This is a genomic window from Streptomyces sp. NPDC058674, assembly GCF_042716505.1.
Lineage (GTDB): Bacteria > Actinomycetota > Actinomycetes > Streptomycetales > Streptomycetaceae > Streptomyces.
Window position 1 is genome coordinate 12,772 of record NZ_JBHXSC010000020.1, and the last position, 17,121, is coordinate 29,892.

At 71.1% G+C, this 17,121-nt stretch carries 17 protein-coding genes; 7 read left to right on the top strand and 10 right to left on the bottom strand.

Annotated features, from left to right (window positions below; genetic code table 11):
- Nucleotides 1–3: 3 nt before the first annotated feature.
- Nucleotides 4–1,206, top strand: a complete 1,203-nt coding sequence (locus ACFWU6_RS13195; RefSeq protein ID WP_383812171.1) for a glutathionylspermidine synthase family protein — start codon at nucleotides 4–6, stop codon at nucleotides 1,204–1,206.
- 19 nt (nucleotides 1,207–1,225) lie between these two features.
- Here ACFWU6_RS13195 and rocD read toward each other — a convergent pair whose 3' ends face one another.
- Nucleotides 1,226–2,431, bottom strand: a complete 1,206-nt coding sequence (gene rocD / locus ACFWU6_RS13200) for an ornithine--oxo-acid transaminase (protein WP_383812169.1) — start codon at nucleotides 2,429–2,431, stop codon at nucleotides 1,226–1,228.
- Nucleotides 2,432–2,687: 256 nt separating this feature from the next.
- Between rocD and glyA the strand changes: the two genes are divergently transcribed.
- The 4 genes from glyA to ACFWU6_RS13220 all read left to right on the top strand — a co-directional run bounded on the left by glyA (nucleotide 2,688) and on the right by ACFWU6_RS13220 (nucleotide 6,967).
- Nucleotides 2,688–3,956, top strand: coding sequence for a serine hydroxymethyltransferase (gene glyA, locus ACFWU6_RS13205; protein WP_383812167.1), 1,269 nt, complete (start codon nucleotides 2,688–2,690; stop codon nucleotides 3,954–3,956).
- 228 nt (nucleotides 3,957–4,184) lie between these two features.
- Complete coding sequence (trpS, locus tag ACFWU6_RS13210) at nucleotides 4,185–5,198, top strand: tryptophan--tRNA ligase (RefSeq protein ID WP_383812886.1); 1,014 nt, start codon at nucleotides 4,185–4,187, stop codon at nucleotides 5,196–5,198.
- 85 nt (nucleotides 5,199–5,283) lie between these two features.
- Entirely contained in the window at nucleotides 5,284–5,880 is a 597-nt protein-coding gene (locus tag ACFWU6_RS13215; protein WP_383812888.1) for a 2'-5' RNA ligase family protein, read from the top strand.
- A 157-nt stretch (nucleotides 5,881–6,037) separates the two neighbouring features.
- A complete protein-coding gene (locus ACFWU6_RS13220; protein ID WP_383980847.1) occupies nucleotides 6,038–6,967 on the top strand; it encodes a YihY/virulence factor BrkB family protein in 930 nt (309 codons plus the stop codon).
- Between the two features lie 99 nt (nucleotides 6,968–7,066).
- On the opposite strand, the gene ACFWU6_RS13225 is transcribed toward ACFWU6_RS13220, so the two are convergent.
- On the bottom strand, nucleotides 7,067–8,305 hold the full coding sequence (locus tag ACFWU6_RS13225; protein WP_383980849.1) for a D-alanyl-D-alanine carboxypeptidase family protein: 1,239 nt from the start codon (nucleotides 8,303–8,305) through the stop codon (nucleotides 7,067–7,069).
- A 121-nt stretch (nucleotides 8,306–8,426) separates the two neighbouring features.
- Here ACFWU6_RS13225 and ACFWU6_RS13230 point away from each other — a divergent pair, with 121 nt between their 5' ends.
- Nucleotides 8,427–8,765, top strand: a complete 339-nt coding sequence (locus ACFWU6_RS13230; RefSeq protein ID WP_383812894.1) for an SCO4848 family membrane protein — start codon at nucleotides 8,427–8,429, stop codon at nucleotides 8,763–8,765.
- The gene (locus ACFWU6_RS13235; protein WP_383812895.1) at nucleotides 8,762–10,081 is read left to right on the top strand and encodes a metallophosphoesterase; all 1,320 of its coding nucleotides are present in this window, start codon (nucleotides 8,762–8,764) and stop codon (nucleotides 10,079–10,081) included. Before ACFWU6_RS13230 ends, ACFWU6_RS13235 begins: the two co-directional genes overlap by 4 nt.
- A gap of 61 nt (nucleotides 10,082–10,142) precedes the next feature.
- On the opposite strand, the gene ACFWU6_RS13240 is transcribed toward ACFWU6_RS13235, so the two are convergent.
- The 8 genes from ACFWU6_RS13240 to sdhC form a co-directional block, all read right to left on the bottom strand.
- Nucleotides 10,143–10,877 (bottom strand): TetR family transcriptional regulator, encoded by a 735-nt coding sequence (locus ACFWU6_RS13240; protein WP_383812897.1) that lies wholly within the window; start codon nucleotides 10,875–10,877, stop codon nucleotides 10,143–10,145.
- Between the two features lie 11 nt (nucleotides 10,878–10,888).
- Entirely contained in the window at nucleotides 10,889–11,434 is a 546-nt protein-coding gene (locus tag ACFWU6_RS13245; protein WP_383812899.1) for a thiol-disulfide oxidoreductase DCC family protein, read from the bottom strand.
- A 4-nt stretch (nucleotides 11,435–11,438) separates the two neighbouring features.
- Nucleotides 11,439–11,843 carry a hypothetical protein gene (locus ACFWU6_RS13250; RefSeq protein WP_383812901.1) on the bottom strand — a complete coding sequence of 135 codons (405 nt, stop codon included), beginning with the start codon at nucleotides 11,841–11,843 and terminating at the stop codon, nucleotides 11,439–11,441.
- 1,093 nt (nucleotides 11,844–12,936) lie between these two features.
- On the bottom strand, nucleotides 12,937–13,476 hold the full coding sequence (locus ACFWU6_RS13255; protein WP_383813009.1) for a hypothetical protein: 540 nt from the start codon (nucleotides 13,474–13,476) through the stop codon (nucleotides 12,937–12,939).
- Nucleotides 13,477–13,590: 114 nt separating this feature from the next.
- A complete protein-coding gene (locus tag ACFWU6_RS13260) occupies nucleotides 13,591–14,358 on the bottom strand; it encodes a succinate dehydrogenase iron-sulfur subunit (protein ID WP_383813007.1) in 768 nt (255 codons plus the stop codon).
- Complete coding sequence (sdhA, locus tag ACFWU6_RS13265; protein WP_383813005.1) at nucleotides 14,358–16,112, bottom strand: succinate dehydrogenase flavoprotein subunit; 1,755 nt, start codon at nucleotides 16,110–16,112, stop codon at nucleotides 14,358–14,360. Before sdhA ends, ACFWU6_RS13260 begins: the two co-directional genes overlap by 1 nt.
- 23 nt (nucleotides 16,113–16,135) lie before the next feature.
- Nucleotides 16,136–16,618 carry a succinate dehydrogenase hydrophobic membrane anchor subunit gene (locus ACFWU6_RS13270; RefSeq protein WP_383813003.1) on the bottom strand — a complete coding sequence of 161 codons (483 nt, stop codon included), beginning with the start codon at nucleotides 16,616–16,618 and terminating at the stop codon, nucleotides 16,136–16,138.
- A 5-nt stretch (nucleotides 16,619–16,623) separates the two neighbouring features.
- Nucleotides 16,624–17,004, bottom strand: a complete 381-nt coding sequence (sdhC, locus tag ACFWU6_RS13275) for a succinate dehydrogenase, cytochrome b556 subunit (RefSeq protein ID WP_383813001.1) — start codon at nucleotides 17,002–17,004, stop codon at nucleotides 16,624–16,626.
- Nucleotides 17,005–17,121: the final 117 nt, after the last annotated feature.

The window sequence follows — 17,121 nt, forward strand, 5'->3', positions numbered from 1 at the left end:
CCCATGAAGCGGCACACCATCGAACCCCGCCCCGACTGGCAGAAGACCGTCGAGGAGCAGGGCCTGATCTACCCCCTCACCCGCTACCCCGACGACTCCCTGCGGCCCTACTGGGACGAGAGCGCCTACTACTCCTTCACGCTCCCCGAGGTCGAGGCCCTGGAGAACGTCGTCGAGGAGCTGCACGCCATGTGCCTGGCCGCCGCCGCGCACATCGTCGAGCAGGACCGTTTCGCCGACCTCGGGATCACCGACCCGCGGCTGGCCGCCCAGATCGCCGAGTCCTGGCGGCGCCGCGCCGAGCAGCCCTCCCTCTACGGCCGCTTCGACCTGCGCTACGACGGCGCGGGCGGCCCGGCCAAGATGCTGGAGTACAACGCCGACACCCCCACATCCCTGGTGGAGGCGGCCAGCCCGCAGTGGTTCTGGATGGAGGAGCGCTTCCCGGGCGCCGACCAGTGGAACTCCCTGCACGAGCGGCTCGTCGACGCCTGGCGCCGACAGGCCGAGCTGCTGCCCGCCGGCCCGCTGCACTTCGCGCACTCCGAGACCGACGAGCTCGGCGAGGACCTGATGACGGTCGCCTACCTCCAGGAGACCGCCGAGCAGGCCGGCATCGCCACCGTCGGCCTGGCCGTCGAGCAGATCGGCTGGGACAGCCTGTCCGGCCGGTTCGTGGACGAGAAGCTGCGCTTCATCCGCAGCTGCTTCAAGCTCTACCCGTGGGAGTGGCTGGCCGCCGACGAGTTCGGCCCGCAGGTCCTCGGCACCTACGACCACGGCGGCGGCTCCGGCAGCACCTGCTGGATCGAGCCGCTGTGGAAGATGCTGCTCTCCAACAAGGCGCTCCTCGCGATCCTGTGGGAGCTCTTCCCCGAGCACCCGAACCTGCTGCCCGCCTACCTCGACGGCCCCCGCGAGCTGGCGGAGCCCGGCTCCGCCGGATACGCGGCCAAGCCGCTGCTGGGCCGCGAGGGCGCCGGGGTCACCCTCCACGAGAGCGGCGGGGACGGCGAGCCGTTCACCCCGCAGGAGGGGGAGCGGTACTGCTTCCAGGGCCTGGCCCCGCTGCCCGACTTCGACGGCAACCGGGTGGTGCTCGGCGCGTGGGTCGTCGAGGACGAGGCGGCGGGACTCGGCATCCGGGAATCCGCGGGGCCCGTCACGGACGAGTACGCCCGCTTCCTGCCCCACGTGATCCTCTGAGCCCCGCCGGCCGGTCCCGCTAGCCGGCGAGGACCGCCCGGAGCTGCTCCAGACCCCAGTCCAGGTCCTCCTTGGAGATCACCAGCGGCGGGGCGATGCGCAGGGTGGAGCCGTGGGTGTCCTTCACGAGCACCCCGCGCTCCATCAGCTTCTCGGAGATCTCCCGGCCCGTCCCGCGCGCCGGGTCGACGTCGACGCCCGCCCACAGCCCGCGCCCCCGCACGGCGGTCACCGCGCCCCCGCCGACCATGACGTTCAGCTCCCGGTGCAGGTGGTCGCCGAGCTCGGTGGCACGCTGCTGGTACTCACCGGTCCGCAGCATCGCGACCACCTCCAGGGCCACCGCGCAGGCCAGCGGATTGCCGCCGAAGGTGGAGCCGTGCTCCCCGGGCCGGAACACCCCGAGCACGTCCCGGTCGGCGACGACGGCCGACACCGGCACCACACCGCCGCCGAGCGCCTTGCCGAGGAGGTACACGTCCGGGACGACCCCCTCGTGCTCGCACGCGAAGGTCTTCCCGGTCCGGCCGAGGCCCGACTGGATCTCGTCCGCGATGAACAGCACGTTCCGCTCGCGCGTCAGCTCCCGTACGCCCCGCAGGTATCCGGCGGGCGGCACCAGCACCCCGGCCTCGCCCTGGATCGGCTCCAGCAGCACCGCCACGGTGTTCTCGGTGACCGCCGCGGCGAGCGCGGTGAGGTCCCCGTACGGCACGATCTCGAAACCCGGGGTGTAGGGGCCGAAGTGGTCGCGCGCCTCGTGGTCCGTGGAGAAGGACACCACCGTCGTGGTCCGCCCGTGGAAGTTGCCGGCCGCGACCACGATCTTGGCGTGCCCGTCCGGGACGCCCTTGACCTCGTACCCCCACTTGCGGGCGGTCTTCACCGCCGTCTCCACCGCCTCCGCGCCCGTGTTCATGGGCAGCACCGCCTCCTTGCCGCACAGCGCGGCCAGCTCGGTACAGAAGTCGGCGAAGCGGTCGTGGTGGAAGGCGCGCGAGGTCAGCGTGACCCGTTCCAGCTGCGCACGGGCCGCGTCGAGGAGACGGCGGTTGCCGTGCCCGAAGTTGAGCGCCGAGTAGCCGGCGAGCATGTCCAGATAGCGGCGGCCCTCCACGTCGGTCATCCACGCGCCCTCCGCGGTGGCGATGACGACGGGCAGCGGGTGGTAGGTGTGCGCGCTGTGCGCGTCGGCGGAGCGGATGGCATCAGCAGTTGTCGACACGGGGTCTCCGATCGTCCGTCTTGCCGGGTGGGCCGGTGACGAGGGTGGCGTCACAGTCTTATCGTCGGTCGGATCCCGGACGCGGAAACCTCCCGCGCGGCGCGCCCCCCGGTCACGGCGCTAGGGTGAGCGGTACGCACGGCGACTGGCGCACGGAGAAACGACTCCGGGGGAGCCGTGCGCGCACGACCGCACACAGGGCCGCTCGCCTGGGCCTCGCGGGGTACCGATCCCCATCGACCCCGGAGGAGCCCGCATGTCCGCGAGCCGCCATCCCGCCCTGTCCGCGACCGACCCCGAACTGGCGTCCTTCGTCGCGGCGGAGGAAGTGCTCCAGGCGCAGACCCTGCGCCTGATCCCCAGTGAGAACTACGTGTCCGCGGCCGTCCTGGAAGCCTCCGGGACCGTCCTGCAGAACAAGTACAGCGAGGGCTACCCCGGCCGCCGCTACTACGAGGGCCAGCAGAACATCGACCGGGTCGAGGCGCTCGCCGTCGAGCGGGCGAAGGGCCTCTTCGGCGTCGACCACGCCAACGTGCAGCCGTACTCCGGCTCCCCGGCGAACCTGGCCGTGTACCTGGCCTTCGCGAAGCCCGGCGACACGGTCATGGGCATGGCGCTGCCGATGGGCGGGCACCTCACCCACGGCTGGGGCGTCTCGGCGACGGGCTCGTGGTTCCGCGGCGTGCAGTACGGCGTCCGCGCCGACACCGGGCTGATCGACTACGACGCCGTACGGGAGCTGGCGCTCGCCGAGCGCCCCAAGCTGATCTTCTGCGGCGGCACCGCGCTGCCCCGCACCATCGACTTCGCCGCCTTCGCGTCCATCGCCGAGGAGGCGGGCTCGGTCCTGGTCGCGGACGTCGCGCACATCGCCGGCCTGATCGCGGGCGGCGCGCACCCCTCCCCGGCCGGCCACGTGGACGTGATCTCCACGACGACGCACAAGACGCTGAGGGGTCCGCGCGGCGCGATGCTGATGTGCCGCGAGGAGCACGCGAAGGCCATCGACAAGGCGGTCTTCCCCGGCCTCCAGGGCGGGCCGCACAACCAGACGACGGCCGGCATCGCGGTGGCCCTGCACGAGGCGGCGCAGCCGTCCTTCACCTCCTACGCGCACGCCGTCGTCGCCAACGCGAAGGCGCTGGCCGCAGCCCTGCTGGAGCGGGGCTTCGACCTGGTCTCGGGCGGCACGGACAACCACCTGATCCTGCTGGACCTGACCTCGCGGGGGGTCCCCGGAAAGGTCGCGGCCAAGGCGCTCGACCGGGCGGGCATCGTCGTCAACTACAACACCGTGCCCTTCGACCCGCGCAAGCCCTTCGACCCCTCGGGCATCCGGATCGGCACGCCGTCGCTGACCTCCCGCGGCCTGACCGCCGCGCACATGCCGACGGTGGCGGACTGGATCGCCCGCGCGGTGGACGCCGCCGCCAAGGGCGACGAGCCGGCGCTCGGCGCGGTCCGCGCGGAGGTCGCGTCGCTGATGGCGGAGTTCCCGGCCCCGGGCCTGCCGTTGTCCTGACCTGCGGGGCCGTTGCCGGGGCGCTGCCCCGGACCCCGCGCCGCACCCGCCGGCGGGGCTGGAACCAGCCCCGCCGGGTCCCGGGAATCGGTCGCCCGGCCGGGGCTGGATCCGGCCGCCCCGCTACCGCCCGGTACCCGTACGGGGCACGGGCGGGGCCGGGGCGACCCGGAAGGTTCCGGCCAGCGGGGGGCCGGAGCCGGCTCCGGCACCTGAGAGAATGGGGCCATGGCTTCTGATCGTCCTCGCGCGCTCTCCGGCATCCAGCCCACCTCCGGTTCGTTCCACCTCGGGAACTACCTCGGAGCCATCCGCCAGTACGTCGCCCTGCAGGAGACGCACGACGCCTTCTACATGGTCGTCGACCTGCACGCGATCACCATGCCGCAGGATCCGAAGGACCTCCGCGCGAACACCCGCCTCTCCGCCGCGCAGCTGCTCGCCGCCGGGCTGGACCCCGAGCGCTGCACGCTCTTCGTCCAGAGCCACGTGCCCGAGCACGCCCAGCTCGGCTGGGTCATGAACTGCATCACCGGCTTCGGCGAGGCCAGCCGGATGACCCAGTTCAAGGACAAGTCCGCCAAGCAGGGGACGAACAACGCCACCGTCGGCCTGTTCACGTACCCGATCCTCCAGGTCGCCGACATCCTCCTCTACCAGGCGAACGCCGTCCCGGTCGGCGAGGACCAGCGCCAGCACATCGAGCTGACGCGCGACCTGGCCGAACGCTTCAACCAGCGCTTCGGCGAGACCTTCACCCTCCCCGCCGCGCACATCGTCAAGGAGGTCGCGAAGATCTACGACCTCCAGGACCCGACGGTCAAGATGTCCAAGTCCGCCTCGTCCCCCAAGGGCCTGGTCAACCTCCTCGACGAGCCCAAGGCCACCGAGAAGAAGATCAAGAGCGCGGTGACGGACACCGAGGCCGAGATCCGCTTCGACGCGGAGAAGAAGCCCGGCGTCAGCAACCTCCTCACGATCTACTCCACCCTCACGGGCGAGACGATCCCCGCCCTGGAGGAGAAGTACCAGGGCAAGGGCTACGGCGCGCTGAAGACCGACCTGGCCGCTGTGATGGTCGACTTCGTCACGCCCTTCAAGCAGCGCACCCAGGAGTACCTGGACGACCCGGAGACGCTGGACTCGATCCTGGCCAAGGGCGCGGAGAAGGCCCGCGCGGTCGCCGCCGAGACCCTCGCGCAGGCGTACGACCGCCTCGGTCTGCTGCCCGCCAAGCACTGACCGGCCGGAGGGACCTGGCGAGATCGGGGGTGCTGCCGCCACACTGGGCGGCAGCAGTCCATCCAGACACACGGAGGAGAGACACGTGGGGACCGTAACGCTCGGCGTTTCGATCGCGGTCCCGGAGCCGTACGGCAGCCAGCTCCAGCAGCTGCGCGCCGGCTTCGGGGACGCCGCCGCGCACGGCATCCCCACGCACGTCACCCTCGTGCCGCCGACCGAGGTGGAGGCGGACCGGCTGCCGGCGATCCGGGCGCACCTGGCCGCGGTCGCGGCCGCCTCTCGCGCCTTCGCGATGCGGCTGTCCGGGACGGGGACCTTCCGCCCGCTCTCCCCGGTGGTCTTCGTCCGGATCGCCGAGGGCGCCCCGGGCTGCACCCGCCTCCAGGGCGAGGTCCGCGACCCCCGGGGGCCGCTCAGCCGCGAGCTGGCCTTCCCGTACCACCCCCACGTGACGGTCGCCCACGGGATCTCCGAGGAGGCGATGGACGTGGCGTTCGCGGCCCTCGCCGACTACGAGGCCGCGTGGCTCTGCGAGGGCTTCGCGCTCTACGAACAGGGCTCGGACGGCGTCTGGCGCAAGCTGCGCGAGTACCCCTTCGGCGCCGGCCCGGCCGGCGTCCCGGCGCAGTTCGGCTCGCCGGCCGGCGAGGCGGCCGAGACGACGGCACGGCCCTCCTGACGGAGCGGCCTCAGGGCCCGGTGCGTGCGGAACCTGATCCTGCGCAGGACCAGGGCGTGGAACGGACGGGGCGCGGGGCGAAAAGTCACAATCGCCGACCGTAGTCCCCGAAAGCGACAATCCCAGCTATTTCCGGCCGCTGAATTACGGTGACTTCATGGACTGGCTGACGAAACTCCCGGTGATCGGGCCGCTGGTGGCCCGTCTCATGCGGACGCACGCCTGGCGCTCGTACGAACGCCTCGACCGCGTGCACTGGACCAGGCTCGCCGCCGCGATCACCTTCATCAGCTTCCTCGCGCTCTTCCCGCTGATCACGGTGGCCGCGGCCGTCGGCGCCGCGCTGCTGAGCACGGAACAGCTCGACACGCTCCAGAAGAACCTCGCCGAGCAGGTCCCCGGCATCTCCGACCAGCTCGACCTCGAAGCACTCGTCGCGAACGCGGGCACCGTCGGCCTCGTGGCCGGCGCGCTGCTGCTGTTCACCGGCATCGGATGGGTCGGCTCCATGCGGGACTGCCTGCGCGCCGTGTGGGAGAAGGACGACGACGACCTGGGGAACCCCTTCGCCCGCAAGGGCAAGGACGCCCTCGTGCTGCTGGGGCTCGGCGGCGTGGGCCTGGCCTCGGCCGCGGCCTCGACCCTGGGCTCCAGCGCCGTCGGGAAGTCCGCCGAAGGGCTGGGCATCCCCCGTGACGGGGCGGGCGGCGCACTGCTGCGGTCCGGCGCCTTCCTGGTGGGCGTCCTGGCCGCCTTCCTGCTGCTGCTCTACGTCCTGACCCTGCTGCCCGGCGTCGAGCCGCCGCGCGGCCGCCTGCTCCAGGCGGCGCTCATCGGGGCGGCCGGCTTCGAACTGCTGAAGCTGCTGCTCAGCGGCTACATGCGCGGGGTGGCGGCCAAGAGCATGTACGGGGCCTTCGGCGTGCCGATCGCCCTGCTGCTGTGGATCAACTTCACGGCGAAGCTGCTGCTGTTCATCGCGGCCTGGACGGCGACCCGCGACGACGCCGACGGGGACGGCCAGGAGGACCCGGAACCGGGGACGGAACCGGAACGGGACCGGGACCCGGAGCCCGCACGGCCCTGAACCGTCCCGCGGGCCCCGGGCCGGACGCCGCGGCGGCCCCGGGGCCTCACCGCCTCGGGTGCCTCAGCCGCCCGCGGTACCTCAGCCGCCCCCGGAGCCTCAGCCGCCCCCGGGGCCGCGACGCCCCCGGGGCCAGCGGCGGTTGACCGCGAAGACGCCGCCGGCGAGCGCGGCCAGCGCCCCGCCCGCGATGCCGAGGGCGGTGCCCGCACCGCCGCCCGCGCCCGGCGAGGCCGCGGTGCGGCCGCCCTCGTGGGACTTGGCGGGCGAGCCCAGCGAGGTGGTGTCCTCGCTCTTCGGCGGCACCAGCTCGCCCACCGGCTTGACCTTGCCGGCCGCCGCGAAGCCCCAGTCGAAGAGCGCGGAAGTCTCCTCGTAGACGGCGTTGCCGCTGCCGGAGCTCGGGTTCATCACCGTGACCAGCAGCTTCCGGTCGCCCTGCTGGGCGACGCCCGTGAAGGTCGACCCGGCCATCGTGGTGTTGCCGTTCTTGACGCCCGCGATGCCCTTGTACGGGGCCACGCCGTGCGCACCGGTCATCAGCCGGTTGGTGTTCTGGATGCCGAAGGAGTCGCGCGGCTTGCCGGGCTCCTGCCGGCCGGGGAACTCCGCGTTCGCCGTGCCGCAGTACTCCCGGAAGTCCTGCTTGCGCAGCCCGGAGCGGGCGATCAGGGTCAGGTCGTACGCGCTCGACACCTGCTCCGGGGAGTCGTAGCCGTCGGGGGACACCACATGGGTGTCCAGGGCCTGGAGCTCCTCGGCGTGCGCCTGCATGTCCTTGACGGTCTTCTCGACGCCGCCGTTCATGGCCGACAACACGTGCACGGCGTCGTTGCCGGACATCAGGAAGACCCCGAGCCACAGGTCGTGGACCGAGTACTCGTGGTCCTCCTTGACCCCGACCAGGCTGCTGCCGGAGCCGACGTCCGCGAGCTCCTCCTCGGTGACCTTGTGGACCCGGTCCTTGGGGAGGGTCGGCAGGAGCGTGTCCGCGAACAGCATCTTCATGGTGGAGGCCGGGGGGAGCCGCCAGTGTGCGTTGTGCGCGGCCAGGACCTCGCCCGACTCGGCGTCGGCCACGACCCAGGACCGCCCGGACAGGCTCGTGGGGAGGGCCGGTGCGCCGGGCAGCAGATTCACCTGGGTGCCCGGCTGGCCGAGCAGGGCCCCGCCGACCGTCGACATCGACGCGGGGGGCGCGGCGGCCGCCGGCGACCTCGCGGGCCCGCCCTTTCCGTCGGCCGGCGGGCTCGGTGCGGCGTGCGCGGGAAGCACGAGCGAGGAGGGGACCAGGAGCGCGGCGGACAGGACCGTCAACGCGGTCTTCTTTACGGACACGCAGGTGAAAGTACATCCCGATGGGATGGATGCCCCTGTGGACCGGCCCATTCGAGGCAACCACTGCCGGGACAGCCCACCCCGGCGTGTCCGCCCCGGCGGGGAATCCGATACTGGGGGCATGAAACTGAGCCGTTCCGTCTCCTGGTTCCTGCTGGCCTTCGGGGCCTGGAGCTGGTTCATCTGGGTGTCTTTCGTCCGGAACCTGTGGAAGAACGGCAGTGGCCTGGCGTTCGATGAGGCCGGCGATCCCACGTCGTACTTCTGGGTGCACCTGACGCTCGCGGTGACGTCCTTTCTCCTGGGGACGGCCGTCGGAGTGATCGGGTTGCTCGGGGTGCGGGCCCTGCGGCGCGCATCACGAACGGACACGGGCACAGGGACAGGGTCAGGGACGGGCACGGGGACGACGTCAGGGACGGGCGCGGATGCGGGTCCGGATGCGGGCGGCGCCGCATGAACGTCCTCGTCTTCGTCCTCGTCGCGCTGGGGGTCCTGACGCTCCTGGTCCTGGTGCACCGCTGGCTGTGGATCCGCCTGGTCCGCGACACCACGGTCCCCGGCGGCCTGCCCCGCCGCGTCGGTACGTCCTTGGCCATCGCCCTGCCCCTCCTCTCTGTGGCCGCCCTGACCGCCGGCCGCGCCGGGGCCCCCTTCTGGCTCCAGCAGGCGGTCGCCTGGCCGGGGTTCCTCTGGCTGGCGCTGCTCCTGTACCTGACCCTGACGATGCTGGTAGCGGAGCCGATACGCGCGCTGTTGCTCCGCCGTCTGGCCCACCGGCCGTCCCCCGAAGGGGTAACCGCGCCCGCCGGGGCACCCGTCCCCGCGCCCGCCGGAGCGGCCGCGTCCTCGGACGTGCCCGCGCCCTCGGAAACCCCCGCGCCCGCCACCGCCGGGGCGCCGGGGGCACCTGAGGCGCCCGCGGCACCCGCGGCCGTGCCCGCCGTCCGGGGGCCGAGCCGTAGGACGCTCGCGCGCGCCGTCGGCGGCGCCGCGGCGGCCGCGGCCGTAGCCACCGTCGCGAACGGAGCCCACGGGGTGCTGCGCGGCCCGACGGTCAAGCGGGTCCACGTCCCGCTGGCCAAGCTGCCGCGGGCGGCGCACGGGTTCCGGATCGCCGTCGTCAGCGACGTCCACCTCGGCCCCGTCCTCGGCCGAGCCCACACGCGGCGCATCGTCGACACCGTCAACCGCACGCAGCCCGACCTCATCGCCATCGTCGGCGACCTCGTCGACGGCAGCGTGCACGACCTCGGCCCGGCCGCCGAGCCGCTGCGCGAGCTCCGGGCCCGCCACGGCGCGTACTTCGTCACCGGCAACCACGAGTACTTCTCCGGCGCCGCACAGTGGGTGGAGCACGTCCGCGAGCTGGGCCTGACCCCGCTGGAGAACGCCCGGCGCGAGCTGCCGTACTTCGACCTCGCCGGCGTGAACGACATCGCGGGCGAGAGCGAGGGGCAGGGCCCCGACTTCGCCGCCGCCCTCGACGACCGCGACCGGGCCCGCGCCGCCGTCCTCCTCGCGCACCAGCCCGTCGTCATCCACGACGCGGTCCGGTACGGGGTGGACCTCCAGCTCTCCGGGCACACCCACGGCGGCCAGCTCTGGCCCGGGAAGTACCTGGCCGATCTCGCCAACCCCACCGTGGCCGGCCTGGAGCGCTACGGCGACACCCAGCTCTACGTGTCCCGCGGTGCGGGCGCGTGGGGGCCCCCGGTCCGGGTGGGAGCACCGTCCGACATCACGGTCGTGGAACTCGCCTCACCTCAGGCCTGACCACCGCTGTCGCCCTGTACGGCCCGTACGGCCGACACGCCGGCAGGCCGGTAGGCCGGTCTCAGTCCTCGGCCGGGCCGCTGTCCGGGTCCGAGGCCCGCTTGCGGGACACCGCCGTCTGCGCCATCCCCGGCAGGAAGTCCGCGAACAGCTCGTGGACCTCCCGCACCAGCGGCCGCAGCACCCGGAACCGGGCCAGGACGATGCCCCGCGTCGTCAGCTGCGCGCCGCGCTCGGCCAGAGCCCGGGTCTTGCGGCTGTCCGGTGAGCGGTCGAAGACCCAGTACAGGACCAGCCCCATCTGCGAGAGCCACATCAGTTCCGGCAGCACGTCGGCCAGTTCGGCCGGCACCTTGGTCTTCGCGCCCGCCAGCACCTCCCGGTGCATGTCGATCGCCGCCCTGCGGGCCGGCTCCGACTCCGGCGAGAAGGGGCTCAGGGGACTCTCCGGGTCCGCCGCGTTCTTGAAGAACTGCGAGGCGAACTCGTGGTACGGAGCCGCGATGTCCAGCCAGCTGACCAGTACTCCGGCGAGCCGCTTCTGCAGATCCGTCTCGTTGTCCAGGATCGGCCGCACCGCCGCCTGGTGAGCCGCGCAGATCCGGTCGTAGAAGCCCTGGACCAGGTGTTCCTTCGACTCGAAGTAGTAATAGGCGTTGCCGACCGAGACACCGGCCTCCTTGGCGATGCCCCGCATGGTCGTCTTGTCGAAGCCGCGCTCCTGGAAGAGCCGGAGCGCGGTTTCGAGGATGAGCGTGCGGGTCTGCTCGCTCTTGGGAGCCTTCTGATCAGTCACGGTGCACGAGCCTATCGGGGGACGGAGCACTGGTCGTCACAGGCCGCTTCCTGAGCTCCGGCCACGGTCGGAACCGGCGTTCCCGGGGTCCGCACCGCCTCGCGCCACTTGGACGCCGAGTACATGAAGGCGCGGGCGAAGGGCCGCCCCGCCGGGGTGGCCAGCCAGTACGCCCTTGCCCGGTGGTCGGTCAGCGCCCACAGGCACACGATGAAGGCGTCGGTCCCCCGCCACACCTGCCCCGCGTCCCCGACGACGGTGATCTCCTTCAGCGTCGAGGCGTGGTCGAGGTGCGGGAACCGCCGCTGCGCCTCGTAGGACGCGGCGGGCACCAGGGCGATCGGGACGAGCGAGTGCTGCGCCAGCAGCCAGTGCCGGATGTGCACGCAGAGCGGGCAGCCGGCGTCGTAGAGCACGGTCAGCGCGCGGACCGGAGCGGGCGGGGGAGCGGGAGCCTGAGCCGGCGCCTGAGCTGGTGCGGGAGCCGGCGCCTGAGCCGGTGCGGTGGCCGGTTCCGTGGCCGCCGCCTGCGCCCGGCCCTTGGGCTGGGGCGTCACGGTCTCAGGCCCCGGCCGGAGCGGTCCACCCCTGGGGGGCGACCGGCGGAGTCTGCTGGCGCTCCATGATGCCGCGCCGGCGCATCTTGTTCAGGACCCATACGTTGCCGAGGTGCATGACGCCGAGGACGAGCAGCACGACACCGAGCTTGACCGACAGCGCCTCGAAGAGGTCGCGGGCCCTGAGGACGTCCTGGCCCTGGCGCAGGTAGAGGGTCACGAAGCCGATGTTCACGAGGTAGAACCCGACGACCAGGAGCTGGTTGACGGCGTCGGCGAGCTTCTCGTTCCCCGCGAGGACGTCGCCGATGAAGACACGGCCGTTGCGGCTGAGCGTACGGGCCACCCAGACGGTGAGGCCGATGCTGATGAACAGGTAGATGACGTACGCGACCACAGTGAGGTCCATTGCCCTCAGCCCCTTTGAACGTGTTCAATTGCTTGGCAGGACTGACTGTAGGGCTTTTTTTGAACAGGTTCAAGCGGGGGGTGGGGCTGTGGCGGGGCGGGGGCTTTGAGGGTGGGGCGGGGGTGGTGGGGGGCGGGGGCTTCGGCGGGGCGGGAGGGGAGGGGTTTGGGGGTTTCCCGTCAGTCTCATCGTCTCTCCGGGTCGGGCCGGTCCCTCAAGGGCGCTCCCTTCGGTCGCGTCGCTTCGCGATGGCCTTCGGCCACCCTTGACCGACCGTCCCGCCCCGGACATACGAAGACTGTCGGGAACCCCCCAAAGGAACGGGCCGGGGGGAGCAATCCACATCGGCCCTGGCCAGGGAAGGGCGGGTCGGCTTCGGGGCGCGTCAGATCGCTACGCGCTTCTCTCGGCATAGCGGCTGCGGTCCGTCTGGGGCTGGACATAGGCCGCCCACGAATCGTGGCGGGGGGCGCTGTGACGGCGTCTGCGGGCCGCTCGGGAGGTAAACGATCAGATCGTGGAGCGTGAGGTCGGATTCATCAACCTCACACTCCAACACAGCCCATTCCGACCCCCATCGGACAGATGACCCGCTGACGGGGTCTTGAGTGGGGGGACGGCGGTCGGACGCTAAACCGAGGGAAGCGCGTAGCGATCTGACGCGTGACGCCTGACTCGGACTGCCGTGAGGGTCATCTCTGCGCTGTTTGGCGCAGGTACCCGGCTGCCGGGCCCGGAAAGGGCTGCCCTGGGCCCCGTCTGGACTGCGTGCCCGCTACATGAGCCCCAGACGGACCGCAGCCGCCAAGCAAAGAGAAGCGCGTAGCGATCTGATGCGCCCCGAAGCCGGCCCGCCCTTCCCTGGCCGCCGGGAAGGGGATATGTCCCCCGGCCCGTTCCTTTGGGGGGTTCCCGACAGTCTTCGTATGTCCGGGGCGGGACGGTCGGTCAAGGGTGGCCGAAGGCCATCGCGAAGCGACGCGACGACGGAGGAGGAGCGCCCTTGAGGGACCGGCCCGACCCGGAGAGACGATGAGACTGACGGGAAACCCCCAAACCCGTCCACTCCCGCCCCCCCGAAGCCCCCACCCCCTCAGAAGCTCAGCGACCGCGCGTAGTTCACCTGGTTCATCACCCACGCGTACGCGTGGGCGTCCGAGGCGGGGATCATCGTGGAGTGGTGGCGGCCGCCGCTGGTGACCGTGACCTGGATGTAGCCCGTGGTGACCTTTTCCTTCATCAGGAGGAAGAGCAGGCCGAGGAGGCAGAACACCGCGAAGACGACCGCCAGGACGATCGCGTGGGTCGGGATCTTCTCCTCGGTGCGCGAGAAGTCCGTCGCGTTCCACATCGAGCCCCGGAGCGGCATCTGGCCCGACGGGGTGATGATCTGGTCGCCGACGATGCTGATGTCCCCCAGCGACAGCATCGCGCCGCCACCGCCCGTACCCGGGCCGTAGGCCGGTACGGGGAAGCCCGCGCCGCCCATGGTCGGCTGGTAGGCGGGGTTCGCCGGGTAGGGCTGCGGATAGCCGTAGCTGGCCTCGCCGGGACCCCATCTGTAGTCGCCCTGGCCGGACTGGCCGCCCTGACTGGGGTCGCTCGCGTAGGGGTTCGGCTGCTGGTCGCTCATGCGGCCGATCCTTCCACAGCGACACGGCGCTCCGTACCCCGATCCGCCGGGCGCGATCCGGGTACGCGTGAGGCCCGCACCCCGGGTGGGGTACGGGCCTCACGTCTCAGCGGATCAGAAGCGGCGCGTGATCAGGGCGCGCTTGACTTCCTGGATCGCCTTCGTGACCTCGATGCCGCGGGGGCACGCGTCGGTGCAGTTGAAGGTCGTGCGGCAACGCCACACGCCGTCCTTGTCGTTCAGGATCTCCAGCCGCTGCTCGCCGGCCTCGTCGCGCGAGTCGAAGATGAAGCGGTGGGCGTTGACGATCGCCGCCGGGCCGAAGTACTGGCCGTCGTTCCAGAACACCGGGCACGAGGACGTGCACGCGGCGCACAGGATGCACTTGGTGGTGTCGTCGAAGCGCTCGCGGTCCTCGGCGCTCTGCAGGCGCTCGCGCGTCGGCTCGTTGCCCGTGGTGACCAGGAACGGCATGACGTCGCGGTAGGCCTGGAAGAAGGGCTCCATGTCGACCACGAGGTCCTTCATCACCGTGAGGCCCTTGATGGCTTCGACGGTGATCGGCTTCTCCGGGTTGATGTCCTTGATCAGCGTCTTGCAGGCGAGCCTGTTCTTGCCGTTGATCCGCATCGCGTCGGAGCCGCAGATGCCGTGCGCGCACGAGCGGCGGAAGGTCAGCGTGCCGTCGAGCTCCCACTTGATCTTGTGGAGTCCGTCGAGCACGCGCTCCTTCGGGTCGATCTCGACCTGGAAGTCCTGCCAGGTCGACTCTTCCGAGATCTCCGGGTTGAAGCGGCGGATCCGGAAGGTGACCGTGATGAAGGGCGAGGCGGCCGCCGCGGCCTCCATCTGGTCCGTCTTGGACAGGGTCGGGGTGGCCATCAGTACTTACGCTCCATCGGCTGGTAGCGGGTGACGACGACGGGCTTGTAGTCCAGCCGGACGGAATCCTTGCCGTCGGCGCCGACCTCGCGGTACGCCATGGTGTGGCGCATGAAGTTGACGTCGTCGCGGTTCGGGTAGTCCTCGCGGTAGTGGCCGCCGCGGGACTCCTTGCGCGCCAGCGCGGACACGGCCATGACCTCGGCCAGGTCGAGCAGGTTGCCCAGCTCGATGGCCTCCAGCAGGTCCGTGTTGAAGCGCTTGCCCTTGTCCTGGACGGACACGTTCTTGTAGCGCTCGCGCAGCTCCGCGATCTTCTCGACCGCGGTCTTGATGGTCTGCTCCGTACGGAACACCATCACGCACGCGTCCATCGTCTCCTGGAGCTCCAGACGCAGGTCGGCGACCCGCTCGTTGCCCGTGGAGTTGCGCAGGTGCTCGACGAGGTCGATGACCTGCTGCGCCGGGTTCTCCGGCAGCTCGACGTAGTCGTGCGCGTGGGCGTACTCGGCGGCGGCGATGCCCGAGCGCTTGCCGAAGACGTTGATGTCCAGCAGCGAGTTGGTGCCCAGGCGGTTCGCGCCGTGCACCGACACGCAGGCGACCTCGCCGGCCGCGTACAGGCCCGGGACGACGGTGGTGTTGTCGCTGAGGACCTCACCCTCGACGTTGGTCGGGATGCCGCCCATGGCGTAGTGCGCGGTGGGCTGGATCGGGATCGGGTCCGTGTAGGGCTCGATGCCGAGGTAGGTGCGCGCGAACTCGGTGATGTCCGGGAGCTTCGCGTCGAGCTGCTCCGGCGGGAGGTGCGTCAGGTCCAGGTACACGTGGTCGCCGGCGGGGCCGCAGCCGCGGCCCTCCCGGATCTCCGTGTAGATGGAGCGCGAGACGACGTCACGGGACGCGAGGTCCTTCATGACCGGCGCGTACTTCTCCATGAAGCGCTCGCCGTCCTTGTTGCGGAGGATGCCGCCCTCACCGCGGGCGCCCTCCGTCAGCAGGATGCCCATGCGCCAGATGCCCGTCGGGTGGAACTGGAAGAACTCCATGTCCTCCAGCGGCAGACCGCGCCGGTAGCAGGCCGCCTGGCCGTCGCCGGTGAGGGTGTGCGCGTTGGAGGTCACCTTGAAGAACTTGCCGGTGCCGCCGGAGGCGTAGATGACGGACTTCGCGTGGAAGACGTGGATCTCGCCGGTGGCGAGCTCGTACGCGACCACGCCGGCCGACTTCTTGACGCCGTCCTCCTCGACCAGGAGCTGGTCCAGGACGTAGAACTCGTTGAAGAACTCCACGCCCTCCTTGACACAGTTCTGGTAGAGGGTCTGGAGGATCATGTGGCCGGTGCGGTCCGCGGCGTAGCAGGACCGGCGGACCGGCGCCTCGCCGTGGTTGCGCGAGTGTCCGCCGAAGCGGCGCTGGTCGATGGTGCCGTCCGGGGTGCGGTTGAACGGCAGGCCCATCTTCTCCAGGTCGAGGACGGCGTCGATGGCCTCCTTCGCCAGGATCTCGGCGGCGTCCTGGTCGACCAGGTAGTCACCGCCCTTGACCGTGTCGAAGGTGTGCCACTCCCAGTTGTCCTCCTCCACGTTGGCGAGCGCGGCGGCCATGCCGCCCTGCGCGGCGCCCGTGTGGGAGCGGGTGGGGTAGAGCTTCGTCAGCACGGCGGTGCGGCTGCGCTTCGTCGACTCGATGGCGGCGCGCATGCCTGCGCCGCCCGCCCCGACGATGACGGTGTCGTACTTGTGGATCTTCATTGGTTTCGCCTCAGCCCCGTTGCCTAGCGGATGTTCGGGTCGAAGGTGAAGATCACCAGCGTGCCCAGAAGGATGGTGAACACCGTGGCGGTGTAGAGCAGGCCCTTCAGCCACAGCCGCGTGTTGGCCCGCTCCGCGTAGTCGTTGACGACGGTGCGCAGACCGTTGGAGCCGTGCAGCATGGCCAGCCACAGCATCAGCAGGTCCCAGACCTGCCAGAACGGGGACGCCCAGCGGCCCGCCACGAAGGCGAAACCGATCTTGGAGACGCCGCCGTCCAGCACCAGCTGGATCAGGAGGTGGCCGATGACGAGCACGACCAGGACGATGCCCGAGAGGCGCATGAAGAGCCATGCGGCCATCTCGAAGTTGCCGCGGGTGGATCGAGGGGTCTTGCCGGTCCGCTTGCGCGGGGCCTCGATGTACGGCGCCGGGTTCTCGACGTCGTAGAGGGAAGCACCCTCCACGTCGCCGATGGCCTTGGGGGAAGAAGTGTCGAAGGACATGCGCGTCACTTCCCGAACAGTTCGAGGTAGGCGTGGCCCAGCACGGGGTAGAGCGCCCCGATCATGAGCAGGACCCAGATGCCCACGACGGTCCAGAGCATCTGCTTCTGGTAGCGCGGGCCCTTGGACCAGAAGTCCACGGCGATGACGCGGAGACCGTTGAGCGCGTGGAACAGGATTGCGGCGACGAGGCCGTACTCCAGCAGCGCGACGATCGGAGTCTTGTAGGTAGCCACCACGTCGTCGTACGCCTCGGGGGAGACGCGGACGAGTGCGGTGTCGAGGACGTGTACGAACAGGAAGAAGAAGATGAGGACGCCGGTGACTCGATGAGCCACCCAGGACCACATTCCTTCCCGGCCGCGGTACAACGTTCCAGCCGGCACGGAAAACCCTCCGGAAGCGGGGCGGGGGCCAGCCGGCTTCTTTGTCGGTCGGGCCCGGCCGGGTACGGTCCTCCGGCCCCGGACATCGTAGCGACGCTTTGTCGGTTCCCTTGCGCG

Excerpts from the sequence above, each read along its gene's own strand:
- ACFWU6_RS13195 (WP_383812171.1), top strand. The coding sequence starts at position 4 with ATGAAGCGGCACACCATCGAACCCCGCCCCGACTGGCAGAAGACCGTC.
- glyA (WP_383812167.1), top strand. The coding sequence starts at position 2,688 with ATGTCCGCGAGCCGCCATCCCGCCCTGTCCGCGACCGACCCCGAACTG.
- trpS (WP_383812886.1), top strand. The coding sequence starts at position 4,185 with ATGGCTTCTGATCGTCCTCGCGCGCTCTCCGGCATCCAGCCCACCTCC.
- ACFWU6_RS13220 (WP_383980847.1), top strand. The coding sequence starts at position 6,038 with ATGGACTGGCTGACGAAACTCCCGGTGATCGGGCCGCTGGTGGCCCGT.
- ACFWU6_RS13230 (WP_383812894.1), top strand. The coding sequence starts at position 8,427 with ATGAAACTGAGCCGTTCCGTCTCCTGGTTCCTGCTGGCCTTCGGGGCC.
- ACFWU6_RS13235 (WP_383812895.1), top strand. The coding sequence starts at position 8,762 with ATGAACGTCCTCGTCTTCGTCCTCGTCGCGCTGGGGGTCCTGACGCTC.
- ACFWU6_RS13250 (WP_383812901.1), bottom strand. The coding sequence starts at position 11,843 with ATGGACCTCACTGTGGTCGCGTACGTCATCTACCTGTTCATCAGCATC.
- ACFWU6_RS13255 (WP_383813009.1), bottom strand. The coding sequence starts at position 13,476 with ATGAGCGACCAGCAGCCGAACCCCTACGCGAGCGACCCCAGTCAGGGC.
- ACFWU6_RS13260 (WP_383813007.1), bottom strand. The coding sequence starts at position 14,358 with ATGGCCACCCCGACCCTGTCCAAGACGGACCAGATGGAGGCCGCGGCG.
- sdhA (WP_383813005.1), bottom strand. The coding sequence starts at position 16,112 with ATGAAGATCCACAAGTACGACACCGTCATCGTCGGGGCGGGCGGCGCA.
- ACFWU6_RS13270 (WP_383813003.1), bottom strand. The coding sequence starts at position 16,618 with ATGTCCTTCGACACTTCTTCCCCCAAGGCCATCGGCGACGTGGAGGGT.